Annotated in this window: 14 protein-coding genes; 8 read left to right on the forward strand and 6 right to left on the reverse strand. The window is 35.8% G+C overall.

The genetic code is table 11. The annotated features are described in order from the left end of the window. Positions 1-644 precede the first annotated feature (644 nt). Positions 645-3,512 carry a M16 family metallopeptidase gene (locus ACL9RH_RS17555; protein ID WP_422694646.1) on the forward strand — a complete coding sequence of 956 codons (2,868 nt, stop codon included), beginning with the start codon at positions 645-647 and terminating at the stop codon, positions 3,510-3,512. A 92-nt stretch (positions 3,513-3,604) separates the two neighbouring features. Here the strand turns inward: ACL9RH_RS17555 and ACL9RH_RS17560 are convergent, their stop codons facing one another. The 3 genes from ACL9RH_RS17560 to ACL9RH_RS17570 form a co-directional block, all read right to left on the reverse strand. Beyond that, a complete protein-coding gene (locus ACL9RH_RS17560; RefSeq protein ID WP_422694647.1) occupies positions 3,605-4,681 on the reverse strand; it encodes a GNAT family N-acetyltransferase in 1,077 nt (358 codons plus the stop codon). Next, a complete protein-coding gene (locus tag ACL9RH_RS17565) occupies positions 4,678-5,679 on the reverse strand; it encodes a polysaccharide deacetylase family protein (protein ID WP_422694648.1) in 1,002 nt (333 codons plus the stop codon). Before ACL9RH_RS17565 ends, ACL9RH_RS17560 begins: the two co-directional genes overlap by 4 nt. A 70-nt stretch (positions 5,680-5,749) precedes the next feature. Beyond that, a complete protein-coding gene (locus ACL9RH_RS17570) occupies positions 5,750-7,888 on the reverse strand; it encodes a S46 family peptidase (RefSeq protein ID WP_422694649.1) in 2,139 nt (712 codons plus the stop codon). A 278-nt stretch (positions 7,889-8,166) separates the two neighbouring features. On the opposite strand from ACL9RH_RS17570, the gene ACL9RH_RS17575 reads away from it, so the two are divergent. After that, positions 8,167-8,658, forward strand: coding sequence for a copper resistance protein NlpE (locus ACL9RH_RS17575; protein ID WP_422694650.1), 492 nt, complete (start codon positions 8,167-8,169; stop codon positions 8,656-8,658). A gap of 31 nt (positions 8,659-8,689) precedes the next feature. Here ACL9RH_RS17575 and ACL9RH_RS17580 read toward each other — a convergent pair whose 3' ends face one another. Next, positions 8,690-9,337, reverse strand: coding sequence for an MgtC/SapB family protein (locus ACL9RH_RS17580; RefSeq protein ID WP_422694651.1), 648 nt, complete (start codon positions 9,335-9,337; stop codon positions 8,690-8,692). Positions 9,338-9,555: 218 nt separating this feature from the next. Here ACL9RH_RS17580 and ACL9RH_RS17585 point away from each other — a divergent pair, with 218 nt between their 5' ends. The 6 genes from ACL9RH_RS17585 to ACL9RH_RS17610 all read left to right on the forward strand — a co-directional run bounded on the left by ACL9RH_RS17585 (position 9,556) and on the right by ACL9RH_RS17610 (position 12,461). Continuing rightward, positions 9,556-9,693, forward strand: coding sequence for a hypothetical protein (locus ACL9RH_RS17585; protein ID WP_422694652.1), 138 nt, complete (start codon positions 9,556-9,558; stop codon positions 9,691-9,693). Between the two features lie 56 nt (positions 9,694-9,749). Then, positions 9,750-10,148: an immunity 22 family protein gene (locus ACL9RH_RS17590; RefSeq protein ID WP_422694653.1), complete on the forward strand. Its 399-nt coding sequence runs from the start codon at positions 9,750-9,752 to the stop codon at positions 10,146-10,148. A 223-nt stretch (positions 10,149-10,371) separates the two neighbouring features. Beyond that, complete coding sequence (locus ACL9RH_RS17595) at positions 10,372-10,692, forward strand: hypothetical protein (RefSeq protein WP_422694654.1); 321 nt, start codon at positions 10,372-10,374, stop codon at positions 10,690-10,692. 27 nt (positions 10,693-10,719) lie between these two features. Further along, the gene (locus ACL9RH_RS17600) at positions 10,720-11,325 is read left to right on the forward strand and encodes a protein phosphatase 2C domain-containing protein (RefSeq protein ID WP_422694655.1); all 606 of its coding nucleotides are present in this window, start codon (positions 10,720-10,722) and stop codon (positions 11,323-11,325) included. 8 nt (positions 11,326-11,333) lie between these two features. Further along, positions 11,334-11,456, forward strand: coding sequence for a hypothetical protein (locus ACL9RH_RS17605; RefSeq protein WP_422694656.1), 123 nt, complete (start codon positions 11,334-11,336; stop codon positions 11,454-11,456). Between the two features lie 585 nt (positions 11,457-12,041). Further along, on the forward strand, positions 12,042-12,461 hold the full coding sequence (locus tag ACL9RH_RS17610) for a hypothetical protein (protein WP_422694657.1): 420 nt from the start codon (positions 12,042-12,044) through the stop codon (positions 12,459-12,461). Positions 12,462-12,526: 65 nt separating this feature from the next. Here ACL9RH_RS17610 and ACL9RH_RS17615 read toward each other — a convergent pair whose 3' ends face one another. Further along, the gene (locus ACL9RH_RS17615; protein ID WP_422694658.1) at positions 12,527-13,234 is read right to left on the reverse strand and encodes a hypothetical protein; all 708 of its coding nucleotides are present in this window, start codon (positions 13,232-13,234) and stop codon (positions 12,527-12,529) included. A 10-nt stretch (positions 13,235-13,244) separates the two neighbouring features. Next, positions 13,245-16,088 (reverse strand): DNA polymerase I, encoded by a 2,844-nt coding sequence (gene polA, locus ACL9RH_RS17620; RefSeq protein WP_422694659.1) that lies wholly within the window; start codon positions 16,086-16,088, stop codon positions 13,245-13,247. Positions 16,089-16,229 lie beyond the last annotated feature (141 nt).

Here is a 16,229-nt window from a genome sequence, read left to right on the forward strand (position 1 = left end):
ACAAGTTTATTTAACATAAAATTCATCTTGAAGTAATATTAATTCCTTAAACAGCTGATAAACAAAATGAAAAATTTTAAACATTTGTTTGGAGAAGAGAAATGAGGGATGAACGAGGGTGAGAGTTGGAGGGTTTGAAGGGATGAATAGTGAAAGGTATACTCTATATAATAAGGTCATTGTGTGTTTATAAACCACAGATCACGCAGATTGACACAGATGATTGGGTTTTTATTGGGTGATAGGGAAATGGGTTTTAGAAGGAAGGAGGGATTTTGGGGGTATTTTTAATTTTCGATAAGGATTATAGCCCTGATAGTAATGATTACCCCGCAGCAGGTGTTAGAAAGCTGATGGATTTGGTGAGGAAAGCATTGGAGCGAGGAGTAAAAATGGATAGCAGGAAATAGCTTCTAAAAAACATCTTATATATTAGGAATGAAAATACCTGTTATTAATTACCTTATCAGATTGAATTAGTGTTATAGTTATATGTCTATTTCTTATAAGGGTGTTTATTTTTTAGTGATTTACCTTTTCAACTGTAATAATAGATGCAATAGTAGTGAAAACAGAAAAGTATTTTTTTTCAATTCCTTACATTTGTATTACGTTCTGAATTTTGAAGAATGAAATCTATATCTATGATCGACAAAAAATATAAGGAAACGGCTCACACCGATCCCAACCATTACGAATATACAACCATTACCCACGACGAGAATAAAGTAAGAATCTATACGTTGAAAAACGGACTTAAAGTTTTTCTTGCACAAAATTTTGATGCCCCAAGGATTCAAACTTTTATCCCGGTAAGAACTGGGAGCAATAATGATCCGGCTGACAACACCGGTCTTGCCCACTATCTTGAACATATGATGTTTAAAGGTACCTCCAAAATAGGTACTCAAAACTGGGAAAAAGAAAGTCAGCTGATTGAGCAGATCTCCTCATTGTATGAAGAGCATAAAGCTGAACAGGATGCTGAGAAGAAAAAAGAAATCTATAAAAAGATTGATGAAATCTCTCAAAAAGCCAGTGAATATGCTATTGCCAATGAATACGACAAAGCTATTTCTTCTTTGGGTGCAAGCGGTACCAATGCCCATACCTGGTTTGACGAAACGGTTTACAAGAACAATATTCCGAACAATGAGCTTGAAAAGTGGCTGAAAATAGAAAAAGAAAGGTTTTCTGAGATCGTGCTGCGTCTTTTCCATACAGAGCTGGAATCTGTGTACGAAGAATTCAACAGAGCACAGGATAATGATACGAGACTTGTGAATTATGAACTGATGGACGCTTTATTCCCTACTCATCCCAACGGGCAGCAGACCACTTTAGGAAACCCTGAACATTTGAAGAACCCTTCCATGAAGGCAATTCATAAATATTTTGATGAATATTATGTTCCCAACAACTATGCAATGGTCTTGGTTGGTGATCTCAATTTTGAGGAAACCATTCAGCTGATTGATCAGTATTTTGGTGTTTTACCTTATAGAGAATTACCTAAGAAAACACCTATTATTGAAAAACCTATTACAGAAGTTGTAACAAGAACAGTAAAAAGTCCTACTACTCCACGGGTTCAACTGGCCTGGGGAACAGAAAGCTACGGAACAAGAGAGGCCATGCTGGCTGATGTGGTTGCTAATATTCTTAGTAACAGAGGGGAAGCCGGTTTATTGGACCTTCACATCAATCAGACTCAAAAAATGCTTTGGGCACAGGCTTTTTCTGTAGGGTTAAGACAATACGGCTATTTCTCTATTGTAGCTGTTCCTAGGGAGACTCAAACATTAGAACAAGCAAAAGAAATGGTTTTGGAGGAAATTGAACTTATCAAAAAAGGAGATTTCCCGGATTGGATGCTTCCGGCTATCATTAATGATTTCAAACTTCAGCGAATGAAAGGCCTAGAAACTGCAGAAGGCTTGGCCACCAATCTTTATGATACCTATATAAAAGGAAGAACCTGGGAACAGGAACTGAATGAAATGGATGAATACGCAAACTTTACCAAAGAAGACGTGGTGAATTTTGCGAATAGCTTTTTCAAAGAAAACTATGTGGTTGTGAATAAAGAGAAAGGAGTTAACGACAGACTTATCAGGGTTGAAAATCCAGGAATTACCCCTGTAAAAATCAACCGCGAAGCTCAATCTGAGTTTTTACAAGAGATCTTGTCTGATACAACCGAAGACATCCAGCCTGAATTTATTGATTATCAAAAAGAAATTATTACAGACGATATTAAAGGTAAAAAATTAAGTTTCGTAAAAAATAAATACAACGATATTGCTCAGGTACATTTTATTTTCCCTCTGGGAAGTGATCATGACCGTGATCTGGGAATTTCAACTCAATTATTGCAATATTTAGGAACAGAACGTCTTTCGCCGGAAGATCTGAAGAAAGAGTTCTTTAAAATAGGGATCAGTAATGATTTTAAAACCAGCAATGATCAGTTGATTATTTCTCTAAGCGGATTGGAAGAAAATATAGAAAAAGGAATTGCTCTTCTGCAACACTGGATGCACGATGTGAAACCTGATCAGGAAGTGTATCTTCAGTTTGTAGGTACTGTATTGGAAAACCGCCAGGCCGTGAAGAAGGACAAAAACCGCATCATGACTGCTTTAACGAATTATACTAAATTGGGTAACAATTCACGTTTTACCGATGTTATTTCGAAAGAAGAATTGGAGAGCAGCTCTTCTGAAGTCTTCACCAACCGTATGAAAACTCTTTTCCAATATCCTTATCAGATATTCTTCTACGGAAAAAATATTGAAGGATTCAAAGGATATATCGGAAAGTATACAGAAAATGAAAGCCTTCAGATCCCGGAACCAAAGAAATATCCTGAACCTGCGACAGGAGGTAATGTATATTTCATTAATTATGATATGGTTCAAATGGAAATGAGTAAAATAGGAAAAGGAAACCTTGTAAATACCAACTATTTTGGAAAGATCAATGTTTTCAACGAATATTTCGGAAGAGGATTGTCTTCAATTGTTTTCCAGGAGATTCGTGAAAGCAAAAGCTTGGCATATTCAGCCTATGTATCTTATGCTGCCAATTCTCAATTGAATCATCCTGATTATATTTCTACCTACATCGGAACTCAACCTGATAAACTGATGATTGCTGTAGACACCATGAATGAGCTGATGAACGAGCTTCCAGAAGTAACGATACAGTTTGAAAATGCTAAAAATGCAGCTCTGAAGCAGATTGCTTCTACCAGAGTTACCCGAAATAATGTATTCTTTAATACATTAAGGCTAAAAAAACTGAATATTCATCATGATTTCAGAAAGGATATTTACCATCAGATACAGGATTTAAAGTTTGATGACATCAGGGAGTTTTATCAGACAGAGATTAAATCAGTGCATTTTAACACTGCTATTATCGGGAAAAAGGAAAACCTAGATATGGAAGCGGTAAGCAAAATGGGTACTTTTAAAGAAGTAGAACTGAAAGATATTTTCGGACACTAAAAAACAGAAACGCTCAACACATAATTTGTTGAGCGTTTTTTTATGTCTATAATATTCTCTGCCGAATTGGCCGTGGATACTTCACTACTTTCTCAGGTCATCATACAATCGGCATCACCATCCTGAAATTGAGGATTAAAATCGGCAGGCAATTCCTTGAGTAAGTCTTTATGAAAAAGATATTCTCTTTTGAAGTTTCTTTCATAGATTTTCGGAAATGATTTTGAATGCCCGATCGCCTCATTTAAACGAGTCTGATAGCTGGTAAAACCTTTCACTTTATTTTTAACAATAAAATAATGAAGAAATTGGACAACCTTATTCAAATCTGTATTGGAAAAAAGGTACGGAATTTTAAGATATCCATCCCGAAGCTGGAGCAAAAAACAGTCTGTAATAATATTATTCTCATCAAAAATCTTGATCCAGAAATATTGAAATTTCCTGGCAAAGCTTGAAAAGAGATACTTCGGATCTTTTTTCCCTTCCAAAACCCATGGACGCTCTATAAAAATATTGATTGTTTCCGCATCGCGTACACTCGGAAATGATTTGATAAAACGACTGCTTTCATCATCAATACGGGTAAGAACTTCGTAACGAAAATTCGGTTTTTCTGCTCCCATGTTTTTGATAGAGATCAAAGAGTTGGCAACAGCATCCAAAACATGGAAAAAAGGTTTCCACTTTTCTGTCTTCGGGTTTTTCTCGGGAACGATGGTAGCAGCATCCGTTCTGAAATAATACCGTTTTCCGTTTTTTGGGAAGACATCATCAAAAACACCCATAATTGTATACAAAGCTTCTGCTTCTTTCGTAAATTCTGTAATGGCAATTTTTCCGTGATACTCTTCAAAAACTTTTTTCAGTAAAATTTTCGAAGGCCTTTTTTTCCTGAATTCCGGGTTTACATAGAGTGTGCTGAGCCAGGCATAATGAATCGTTTTTCCATCTGCAATCAATTGATCAGGAAAACAACCCACATATCCAATGAGCTGATCTTCAAAAAAAGCCAAAATAAGAAGAGTATCTTCATCCGATGCCTTAGGATTTCTGACTTGTGACAAAGCCCTGTGTTTTGTAATAGGAAGAAAGTCATACTGCTGATAAGCTCCAGATACAACAAACTCTTCCAGTTCTTTTCTGTTGAACGTTTTCAGCTGTATCATTTTCTTAGAATCGTATTTTTATTGATCAGCTTTTTCAGCTTGAAGTAGGCTATTTCCTTTTTAAGAATAGCTTCACTACTCTCCCCCATTTCCATAGGAATTCGCTGGAAATTTCGCTTTTCGCTATCCAGTTTTACTCCGGCACATCCAAAGCTACAGTACATTTCTTTGTTTTTAAAAAGCTCATCAAAGAAATCCTTTTTCACCTCAAAATCGGTAAAAGGGAAAGCAAAACTTTCATACAGAAATCCATTATCTTTTAAATAAGTAAAAGTTTGGTCTGTAGTTTCCATCTGCTCTTTTAATGACAAGTCCTTGTATTTTGGATGATCCCAGCTGTGAGAGGAAATTCCGAATCCTTTACCGGTAAGTGTTTTCAATTCTTCGAAACTTAAATAAGGTTTATATTCTGCGGAATATGCTTTGAAATCAACCTCAAGTTTCTCTGCAAGCCACTCCAGAATATTTCTTTCCTGATAATTGACAGTTAAAATTTTCTTTTGTAAAATTGCTTTATCCGCATCTTTAAGTGATAATGCAAGATATATGTCGGGATCTATAGTTTTCTTTTTCTCAACAGCATCGGCAATAAGGCTGGCTTTGCACCTGAACATCATCTCCTTATTATCTACAAAAGCCGGATTGATAAAATTGCAGGCATAAATTCCTTTGCGTTCCAGAATAGGAGCAATAATATCGTAAAATTGACTGAAACCATCGTCAAAAGTAAGTAGTGCTATTTTTTTCTTCGGATTGAAGTTTCCTGAAGTAAAGTCTTTAAACTCTCTCCAGTCTACAAACTGAAAATGCCGTGAGATATAGTCCAGATCTTGTTCAAACTGTTTTGTCGTCTTATATCGGATCACATTCCGAATATGGGGAAGGTCCTGATCAGAAACGGTATGATAAAGCGGCAAACAGTAATCCAGTGGAAAAGATTTCCCAAGATGGTCTGTTTCGAGCGCAGCCAGTGCATTAATGATCTTATCTTTCATCATGATTATAATAAAAAAGAATCTATTCAAAACTTAATTTAAATAGATTCTTTAAAGGTATAACTTTTAAAAATTATTTTATAATCTTCATTTCGTCAACAAGCCATTTAGAATCGGCAAATTTCTCGATGATGAAAAGGATATATTTTGTATCTACCATGATATTTCTGCTGAAACGAGGATCAAAATTGATATCACTCATCGTTCCTTCCCACTGTCTGTCGAAGTTAAGCCCTACAAGGTTTCCGTTAGCATCCAGCGCCGGGCTCCCTGAGTTTCCTCCTGTTGTGTGGTTGGTAGCAGTAAATCCTACCGGAACATCACCTGTTTTATCTTTATAGATTCCAAAATCTTTTTTGTTGTAAAGATCGATCAGTTTTTTAGGAACATCAAATTCATAATCTCCAGGAACATATTTTTCCATAACTCCGGCTAAGTGGGTCTGATAACCGTAAGAAACGGCATCTCTAGGAGTAGATCCCTTTACTTTACCATACGTTACACGAAGTGTTGAATTCGCATCCGGGAAGAATTTTCTGTCTTTATCGGTCTGCATCTGCTGTGCCATGAATTTTTTCTGCAACGCATCAATTTTTGTCTGCATAGAAGTAAACTGAGGATCAGCAGTCTTCATATACGTCTCTCTTATAGAAACATACAACTGATAAATAGGGTCTTTTTTCAGGGTTTTGATCAGCTTATCCTGATTAGAGAATGCTTTTTCAATATCTGTATTTAATGCCGCTCCGTTTACAGCAGTTCTTCCTGTAATGATGGAGTTTTTAGACATATCTTCCACCACAGGGATATTTGGAGCTTCATCTTTATATTTGTTGAAACCAGCTGGTAAAAACTGTGGTGCTGTTTTATTAACATATAATGCCAATAATTTTGCCGTCACCTTTGCATCCAGCTCTGCACTGTAATCTTTGTAGAAAGACGTCAGTTTTGTTTTAAGCTTCGCAAGTTCTTTTTCGTCCATTCTTCCGGCTTCAACGGAAGTGATAAAGTCGTAATAATCTCCTGCCAACTTCAATGTTTCAGCATTTCTTATTACTTCTGTATAGTAAGCATTGTTTAATGCATAAGGAGCCTGATCATTGTAAAACTTGTTCAGTTGGTCTAAAGTCGTTTTGATTTCTGGATTTTTAGCCACTAAAGATCCTTCATACATTACTTTTTTCTCTACAGCATTAGATTTTTTCAAACCTTCTACTTCTCCTATCCATTTTTTCCAGTAGTTTGCTACTGATGCATATTTTGATGCATATTTGATACGCGTTTCGTTATCAACACGCATTTTCTCGTCCAATGTTTTTAAAGCAACATCACGTACGGCAATTCTTGCAGGATCTATTTCCTTCATGATCTTCTCTACCGCTACAGCAGGAAGATATTCCGTAGTTTTTCCAGGGAAACCGAATACAAAAGTGAAATCGTTTTCGTTTTTATCTTTTATAGAAACCGGAAGGTAATGTTTGGGAACGTAAGGTACGTTGTCTTTTGAATATTCTGCCGGTTTATTGTCTTTACCTGCATAGATTCTGAACATTGAGAAATCTCCGGTATGTCTAGGCCAAACCCAGTTATCGGTATCACTACCGAATTTACCGATACTTTGAGGCGGTGCTCCTACAAGACGGATATCTTTATAGGTTTCGGTGGTGTATGCATAGTATTTGTTACCATAATACATCGGCTTTACCAAAATCGACTGGTACGATTCAATTTTCTGAGAATTTTTATACACCTCAATATTATTATTGATCTTTTTAGTAAGTTCAGGTTCTGTAAGATTATCTGTACCTTCTAAAATCTGATCACTAACGTCTTTTATATCTACTATAAAATCTACTTTTACTCCCGGGTTAGGAAGTTCTCCTTCTGTATTTTTTGCCCAAAATCCATTTGAAAGAAGGTCATTCTGAACGGTAGAATGTGCCTGAATCTGTCCAAAACCACAGTGGTGGTTGGTAAGTAGCAATCCTTTAGGTGAAATGATTTCTGCTGTACATCCACCATTAAACTGTACCACCGCATCCTTTATGCTCGGCTTCTGAGGGTTGAAAATATCTTTAGCAGAAATTTTCATTCCCAAATCCTTCATTTCCTTTTCATTCAGCTCTGTAGGAATCCACATTCCTCCATATTGTTGTGCAAATGCCATTGCAGCCGGCAAAAGAAATACAGATAAAAGTATCTTTTTTGTCATAATCAAAATTTTGCCCGAATTTACGAAGAAAAATATGAATGGGCTCCATAAAACTGGCGGAAAAGTTATTATGAGGTCGTTTTTAAAAATAAAGATCGTCAATAGTAAATTTTGCTTCCCGAATAAATGGTGAATCTTTACAATCATATGGAACTTCCAGATTGATTATAAATTCATTAAAAACTGACAAGCGAAGCGAATTCACCGTTCACTTATATTTCCTTCCGTGGCTTGGTTTTTGTTGATTGGAAGTCATTTCACTTTTAAAAACCATTATTATGATGAAAAGCAAAATGCTTATTGCCGGAATGGGAGCTGCTGTATTCTTGGCTTCCTGTACTAAAAACGAAAAAGCCGGAGAATCGGTTGGTGCAGGATCAGATTCAATTGCTGTTGTTCAGCCTGCTCTTTCAGACAGTATAACCAAAGCAACTCCAACAGCTGCAGGTGATACTTCTGAAAATGCACTGGACTGGGCCGGAACCTATACCGCTACTTTACCATGTGCAGACTGCCCGGGAATAAAAACGTCTTTATTATTGAACGATGATAAGACCTTCAGCATTACGGAAGAATATATCGACAGAAACTCAAAGAATCAGGATAAGGGAATTTTTTCCTGGGACAGTACTGGAAGTAAGATTATTTTAAAAGGTAAAACAACCAATTATCAATATAAAGTCGGCGAAAATATGCTCATCCAACTAGATATGGAAGGTAAAGAGATTGAAGGCCCCAACAAGGACATGTATATTTTCAGAAAAAAATAAAAAATAAGGGCTCCGGCCTTTATTTTTTTATTTAAAATTGATAAGCTGTAATTTTCGGATCATCTACCAAACGTCTGATGACTTCTTCATGATATGTATTTTTCCCCGTAATTCTCCAAGTAACTGCCAAACTTCCCTGACTATACATCTGTTTGATCATCAAAAAACTTAGATGATGTTCTTTGAAAATAGTCTCACAATACTGAATATCTTTGGAAGTTGTTAATGATATTCTATATTCCCTTACTTTATGATAGTTATCTATAAAATTCTGAAGATACGTTAAAGCGCTCAGAATAAGAAGCACCAAGGCTGTTCCTAAAAGTGAAAGATAAACATATCCGGAACCTACAGCCATCCCTATAGAAGCCGTTGCCCAGATTGTAGTTGCTGTGGTAATTCCTTCAATCTTATTTTCTCCCTTAAAGATAACCCCTGCTCCAAGAAAACCAATTCCTGTAATGATATTGGCCGCCAAACGGTCCGGGTTGGCGACTCCTATTTTGATGGAAAGAATCGTAAACAAACAAGCCCCAAAGCAGACTAAAATAAAGGTTCGAAGGCCTGCAGACTTATTCCTGTACTCTCTTTCTGCTCCGATCAGTAATCCCAGAATCACAGAGATAAAGATAAGTACCAATTCGTTTTTTACAGCATAGTGATCCTGAAGAAAATCCATTGTTTTTTATAATTTAAACCAAAAATAAAATTACAATAAAAAAAATTACAGAACTATTTTTGATGCGAGAATTTGTTCTGTTACTCCAACTGGTTTCCCGGAAATCTTTTGTAATATTATATTTCGATATTGAAACTCTGTATGAAAAACCTTGCGTTTACATGGATTGTGCTTATCTTTGGAAGTTCATTTTTCTGTGTGCAAAAAGCATTTGAGGAATGACTTTTGGGAATTCAACATTCCGTCTGTATGATCTGAATACCGGAGATTTTATCAATCAGGACTTAGAGAAACTCAATGTTAATATTGGAGCTTCACCAGGAATTTCGATGATAACAGGGATGCTATACATTTAGGAAAAGTCCCACTTATTAAAAAATATAAAAAACAAAACGTATATAAAACTTCACTTATGGATAAAGAAATTTCACACTTCTGGTTAGGGTATTTTAAGACCGAAGAAGACTTTTATAATTTTGTAGAAGAGGATGAAAACTATTATATAGAAGAGGAAAATGAAGACCTGTATATGTCTAAATTTGCAGAATCACAAAACATTCAATGGTTTGATGACGACTTCATGGAGTATGGCTTCGAAAATGAAAACTTAGGTCTTTACGAAAAGTTCTCAGAGTATTCTTATGCAGATGAATGGCTTCCGATCCTTGAAAACAAACTGAACGAAATGAATCTGGATACACCTGTGAATGCTATTATTTTTGCGAGCAGATTTGTTATCCCTAACCCGGTTTCTGTAGATGGAGAAGAAAACAAACTCTATTATATGGGAGAAATTGAATTCAATACCTAAATTATTCTGAGATTTCATTATTTCTTTTATGGAATTCATATCAACAATATCCCGGAATATTGACTGCAAAAGTTGATGTTCCGGGATATTTTGTAAGAATATATCTATTAAAGATTAACTTCCTGAAGGTCTTTCCTGTTATTAGTTTTATCTTTACTATTATTTATTTTTACTTTTATCTGTTGAGAAATTTCTTCAATGATTCTCAAAAACTAAATATACCATGGCAATAGCAAAAAAAGGACTCAGAAAGATTGTTGTAAAGAACGAAGTTTTCTACTGGAAAATAAGGCGAAAAATCTCTCATAATGAACAACATAACAGTGATTATGAGATTCCCATACGACATGAAAGTGAAGGACGGTTTCTATTAATCAGCGTAGGTTTTTGCAGATCTATATCGTATGGACGCGAGCCCATGCAAATCACTCCTCAGCTTATTCAATCCAAAATATCTGAAGCGATTGATCTTGGATGGGTTTATAATGAACCCGGAGCCTCTGTTCAACTCATCCATGGAAAACTTTTTTATCCGGAAAAATAAATAATCCTTCCTTTCTCTATAATACCCATGAAAGTATATTCTACCCTTCAAATCGGAGACTATCATACGCTCCACTGTGAAGATGACCTTATCATCAAAAAAATAAGTACCGACAAAATGATATGCGCTGTAATGGATGGCTGCTCCACTGCTATGGACAGTCATTTTGCCTCTACTTTAATTGGGAAAATCCTTCGTAAGATTATCGTCGAATGCGGGTACAGGGAATTATATGAAAAAGATAGCAGCCTAAGTCTTGATCAACAGCTTAAAGATATTATAAAAAGTCTTTTTGAAGAAATGAGGTTTATGAAAAAGTATCTCATGTTGGACGAAAAGGAGTTACTGAGTACTCTTATTATTCTGTTTTATGACCATTCTCAAAACAAAGGAATTATTTTATCTATAGGTGACGGCATCGTTTGTATTAATGGAGAAATCACTGAATTTGACCGTGATAATAAACCTGATTATTTGGCGTATCATCTAAATAAAAATTTTGAAGAATGGTATAAGTCTCTTCATCAGAAAATACATTTTGATCATCTGGATGATGTGTCTATTGCTACTGATGGAATCCTTACTTTTTCTCAAGTAAAAAAACAGATATTGATGAATCTATCAATGGTATAGAATATCTTATGATAGGTCCAATCGATGATGAGTCCGATGAAATGCTGAATAAAAAAATAAAAAAGCTGGAACATCATTATGGAATGAAGCCAACAGACGACCTGGCATTAATAAGATTAATAAAAAAATAAAACACGTTTATATTTTGGAAAGGACTGAACCCAAATCTCACCGTTTTTTAATCTTTTTGAAGAAAATATCAATCAGCATTCTGATCATTTTCGCAATTACTATGATACAGTTCTACTGGTCGATGGGTTATCTTTCCGATCATATGTCAAGTGGCTGTCTGGAATGCAGTTTTCTAGAAGATGCTGTTTTTATGTCCTTTTTTACAGGAATGTTTCTTTCTTCTGTTTTTATTCTGTTTTCATTTATAAAAAAAATTTTTGTCCGAATTGCTATTGAATTTCTGATGTTATGTTTTGTCTGGATTTTTTGGAACTATTCTATTTTTGTAGACAGAGAGTCTTTGTGGAGCACTTACGATTTTAACGCTGAACTCTATTATACTATCTCTTCATCCATTTTTCCTGTGATTACTCTTGGATTCATCAGTATTTGTTTGCTTCATTATAGAAAAATTAAGGAAAAACTCATGCCCTGATTCCTTATCAGACGCTTCTATTACTTTCTTATAAGAATATTTCAGTTACGGATTTCCGTAAGTATATCCTCAAAATACGTCATAGATTTGATGATATAATAACAATGTCATGAAGCGTATTCTCAACTTATTTTTCTTTTTTATCCTTTGTATTGCTCCATTATCCTGCTCCACCAATTATTACACTGTTTTATTATCTGAAGAAGCCAAAATCTATAATGCTACAGATTCTTCCAATGTAGTTATGGTAATTCCTAAAAACACAGAAATTTACCTTTCTTCAAATTCGAATAAGAACAGTTATAAAAAGGTAAAATGGGGAAATTATTCCGGCTGGCTCTACAATCCGGTATATACTTCTTATAGTAACTATACTTCATTGAGCAAAAGCCCTTCTCCTGCTTCAACGTCTCAATACAAACCAAGCAGCGGTTTCTCGGGAGGAAGTGTGAGCGTAAAAGGCTATTACAGAAAAAATGGAACTTATGTAAATCCTCATACCAGAAGTGCTCCTTCAAGAAGAAGATAGTTTCATCCACAAAAAAACTTCCGCAGGGCTGCGGAAGTTTTTTATGTTTTACAATGATGGAGAGGTTATTCATTCTTTACCCATTCTCCATTCTGATATTCAAATATTTTGACGGATTTCTTACCGTTGATATATTGGTTTACTTCAACCTTATATCCTAATACATTCTGAAAATCAAAGAAAAGAGTGTCCATTACTTCTTCAGAAGATATTACCAAAGGGGTCTTATCTTTTTTAGAGTAATAAAAAAATTCTCTTTCACTTTCTTCTTTTTTTCCTTTTTTAAAACTGTTAAATATAGAACTCGTTTCTTCATCAGTATAATAAAATCCTTCTTTATAACCGAATCCGCTGCTTTTTTTACTCGGAATGATAATTTTGTCGTCAAAAACACTTCCCAGATATTTCAGGTCACCGGCAGTCCAGCTTTTACGACTGTAAAAAGGATCTTTAGTATTATATTCTTTAATACAGTTATATTCTTCCGGATCTACAGTATCACATAAAAGTTGAGAAAACTGATAACAAAAATTAATATATTTCCTTGTAAACTGTGTTTTATCCAGATCGTTAATAATGGCTCTCGTCAACTCATAGAAGTCCATTTCTGAAGCTTCTTTTTTCAATCTCATATATTCGGCCTTATCTTTTTGATTCTGCTCCTGACATTTTATCCTCTGAGAATTATACCATTCTTTCTCGGGGCTGCGTTTTGCCTGAGAAGGAATAAGAACCGGAAAAATAAAAAGAATATATAAGATTTTAACTTTCATATCTTGTTGTTTAGTGAGCTTCCAGCCAGTTGTCTCCTACTCCGATTTCTACCAGTAATGGAACCTGTGTTTTTAAAGCACTTTCCATTTCTGTTTTTATTAATTTTGAAGCAGCTTCAACCTCATCAATTGGAGATTCAAATACCAATTCGTCATGTACCTGAAGCAACATTTTGGTTTCTAATTTTTGTTCTTTCAGCTCTTTATCAATTTTAATCATGGCCATTTTTACGATATCCGCTGCACTTCCCTGTACCGGAGCGTTTACCGCATTTCTTTCGGCATGGCCTCTTACTACAAAATTGTTGGAGTTGATGTCTTTCAAGTGTCTTTTTCTTCCTAAAATAGTTTCCACATATCCTATTTCACGAGCTCTATTTACCTGTCCGGCCATGTATTCTTTCAGTTTTGGATAGGTCTCGAAATAAGCTTCGATCATTTGCTTGGCTTCTGTACGGGATAAACCGGTTTGTTCTGCTAACGCAAAAGCTCCCTGTCCATAGATGATTCCAAAGTTTACTGTTTTCGCCTGACTTCTCTGCGTTTTGGAAACTTCTTCTAAAGGAATTTTAAAGAGTTTGGCCGCTGTAGAAGCGTGAATATCTTCGCCATCCTGGAAGGCTTTGATCATATTGTCTTCTCCTGAGATCTCAGCAATAAGACGAAGTTCGATCTGGGAATAATCGGCAGAGATAATCTTTTTTCCTTCTCCTGAAACAAAAGCTCCACGAATCTGCTGTCCTCTCAAAGTTCTGATCGGGATGTTCTGCAGGTTCGGGTTCACACTGGCAAGACGTCCTGTGGCAGCCGTGGTTTGGGAGAAATTAGTATGGACTCTGTTATCTTGTTTATCAATCTGTGAAGGTAAAGCGTCTACATAGGTTGATTTTAATTTCTGATAGGTTCTGTATTCGAGAATATGTTTGATGATCTCATGTTTTGAAGACAGTTTCTGAAGTACGTCTTCTGAAGTTGCATATTGTCCGGTTTTAGTTTTCTTAGCTTTTGGATCAAGCTGCATTTTTTCGAACAAGATTTCTCCAAGCTGCTTGGGTGAGTTCATGTTGAATTCTTCTTCTGAAAGTTCGAAAATCTTAGCTTCCAACTGTTTCAAATCGTTTTCAAGATCAACACTTTCCTGCGCCAGCCATTTTTCGTCCAGAGAAATTCCGATAAGTTCCATTTTGGCTAAAACTTCCATCAGAGGCATTTCTATGTTGTAGAAAAGTTCTTCAAGGTTTTCTTTTTTCAGTTGCGGTGCGAACAGCTCATATAACTGGAATGTTACATCGGCATCTTCAGCAGCATAATCTGTCTGTGTTCTCAAATCTGCATCTCTGAAAGTTCCTTGTTTTTTGCCTTTTTTCCCGATAATAGTTTCTATGGATACAGGTTTATAATTCAGATATACTTCTGAAAGGTAATCCATTCCGTGTCTGCCATCTGGATTTAAGAGATAATGGGCAATCATGGTATCAAACATGGCTCCTTTTACGGTAATGTCGTACTGTCTAAGGATTTTATAATCGAATTTCAGATTATGAGCAATTTTCAATAGGTCTTCTTTCTCAAAAAACGGTCTGAAAATCTCCAAAGTCTGCAATACTTCTTCCCTGTTTTCAGATAAAGGAATGTAATAGGCAAGTCCTTTTTTATAAGAAAAGCTCATTCCTACCAACTCTGCTTCCAGCTCATTCAGAGAAGTGGTTTCTGTATCAAAACAGACGGCTCTTTGTTTCAATAGATTTTCTACCAATTTTTTCTGAGCCTTAGGATTATCTATGAACTGATAAAGATGGTCGTTGTGCTCAATATTAGATTTTGTAGAGGTAGCCTGATCGAGTTCTTCGAAATTGGCAAAAAGGTCAAGCTGCATGGCCTGTCCTTTCACCTCTGCTGCTGTGGGAGTCTGTTTTTCTTTTACCTCCACTTCGCTCACTACTGATGCAGTTTCTGTAGTTGCGGGAGCAAAAGCTCTGTAAAGGTTTTCATACAGCCTTCTAAATTCTATTTCTTCGAAAACTTCTTTTGCTTTTTCAAAATCAGGGGTTTCAAGATCATATTGTTCCTGATGAAATTCTACAGGAACATCACAGATAATGGTTGCTAATTTCTTAGACATGATACCGCGTTCTGCTGAAGCTTCTACTTTTTCTTTCAGTTTTCCTTTTAACTGGTCTGTATTAGCCAGAAGGTTTTCAATACTTCCATATTCTTTAAGGAACTTCATTGCGGTTTTCTCTCCTACTCCATCAAGACCTGGAATATTGTCTACCGCATCTCCCATCATGGCAAGATAATCGATCACCTGTTTTGGATCTTCAATTTCGTATTTTGCCTTCACCTCATCTACTCCAAGAATTTCTATATCCCCTCCTTTCAGACCTGGTTTATAGATTTTGATTTTGTCTGTTACCAACTGAGCAAAGTCTTTATCGGGCGTCACCATAAAGGTAGTATAGCCTTCTTTTTCTGCTTTACAAGCAATGGTACCAATTACATCATCGGCTTCATAGCCTTCTACTCCAAGAATTGGAATATGCATAGCTTCCAAAATTCTATGAATATATGGAACTGCAATTTTAATGGCTTCGGGAGTTTCGCTTCTGTTGGCTTTATAGTCTGCAAAATCATCTGTTCTTACACTTGCCTGTCCTACATCAAAAACGACTGCCAAATGGGTAGGTTTTTCTCTCCTAATCAATTCGATAAGAGAGTTTGTGAAACCAAAAATAGCAGAAGTATCCAGACCTTTGCTGGTTAATCTCGGATTCCTGATCAGTGCGTAATATCCTCTGAAAATCATCGCATAAGCATCGATGAGAAACAGCCTTTTATCTTGTGTTGCGTCCATATTATCTATAATGAACAAATATATGAAAATAGGATAGAAATTGGGAACTGAAAATGGAAAGTTGAAAACTAAAAATGAGTCCGAAATGGCTAAAAGTTTAGTACTTAAACGCTTTTGGACTCATTTTCTGAGGGTTTATTT

Origin of the sequence: Chryseobacterium sp. Mn2064 (assembly GCF_049319685.1) — a bacterium.
In the GTDB taxonomy this organism is placed as follows: Bacteria; Bacteroidota; Bacteroidia; order Flavobacteriales; family Weeksellaceae; genus Chryseobacterium.

Excerpts from the sequence above, each read along its gene's own strand:
- ACL9RH_RS17555 (WP_422694646.1), top strand. The coding sequence starts at position 645 with ATGATCGACAAAAAATATAAGGAAACGGCTCACACCGATCCCAACCAT.
- ACL9RH_RS17560 (WP_422694647.1), bottom strand. The coding sequence starts at position 4,681 with ATGATACAGCTGAAAACGTTCAACAGAAAAGAACTGGAAGAGTTTGTT.
- ACL9RH_RS17565 (WP_422694648.1), bottom strand. The coding sequence starts at position 5,679 with ATGATGAAAGATAAGATCATTAATGCACTGGCTGCGCTCGAAACAGAC.
- ACL9RH_RS17570 (WP_422694649.1), bottom strand. The coding sequence starts at position 7,888 with ATGACAAAAAAGATACTTTTATCTGTATTTCTTTTGCCGGCTGCAATG.
- ACL9RH_RS17575 (WP_422694650.1), top strand. The coding sequence starts at position 8,167 with ATGATGAAAAGCAAAATGCTTATTGCCGGAATGGGAGCTGCTGTATTC.
- ACL9RH_RS17580 (WP_422694651.1), bottom strand. The coding sequence starts at position 9,337 with ATGGATTTTCTTCAGGATCACTATGCTGTAAAAAACGAATTGGTACTT.
- ACL9RH_RS17585 (WP_422694652.1), top strand. The coding sequence starts at position 9,556 with ATGACTTTTGGGAATTCAACATTCCGTCTGTATGATCTGAATACCGGA.
- ACL9RH_RS17590 (WP_422694653.1), top strand. The coding sequence starts at position 9,750 with ATGGATAAAGAAATTTCACACTTCTGGTTAGGGTATTTTAAGACCGAA.
- ACL9RH_RS17595 (WP_422694654.1), top strand. The coding sequence starts at position 10,372 with ATGGCAATAGCAAAAAAAGGACTCAGAAAGATTGTTGTAAAGAACGAA.
- ACL9RH_RS17600 (WP_422694655.1), top strand. The coding sequence starts at position 10,720 with ATGAAAGTATATTCTACCCTTCAAATCGGAGACTATCATACGCTCCAC.
- ACL9RH_RS17605 (WP_422694656.1), top strand. The coding sequence starts at position 11,334 with ATGATAGGTCCAATCGATGATGAGTCCGATGAAATGCTGAATAAAAAA.
- ACL9RH_RS17610 (WP_422694657.1), top strand. The coding sequence starts at position 12,042 with ATGAAGCGTATTCTCAACTTATTTTTCTTTTTTATCCTTTGTATTGCT.
- ACL9RH_RS17615 (WP_422694658.1), bottom strand. The coding sequence starts at position 13,234 with ATGAAAGTTAAAATCTTATATATTCTTTTTATTTTTCCGGTTCTTATT.
- polA (WP_422694659.1), bottom strand. The coding sequence starts at position 16,088 with ATGGACGCAACACAAGATAAAAGGCTGTTTCTCATCGATGCTTATGCG.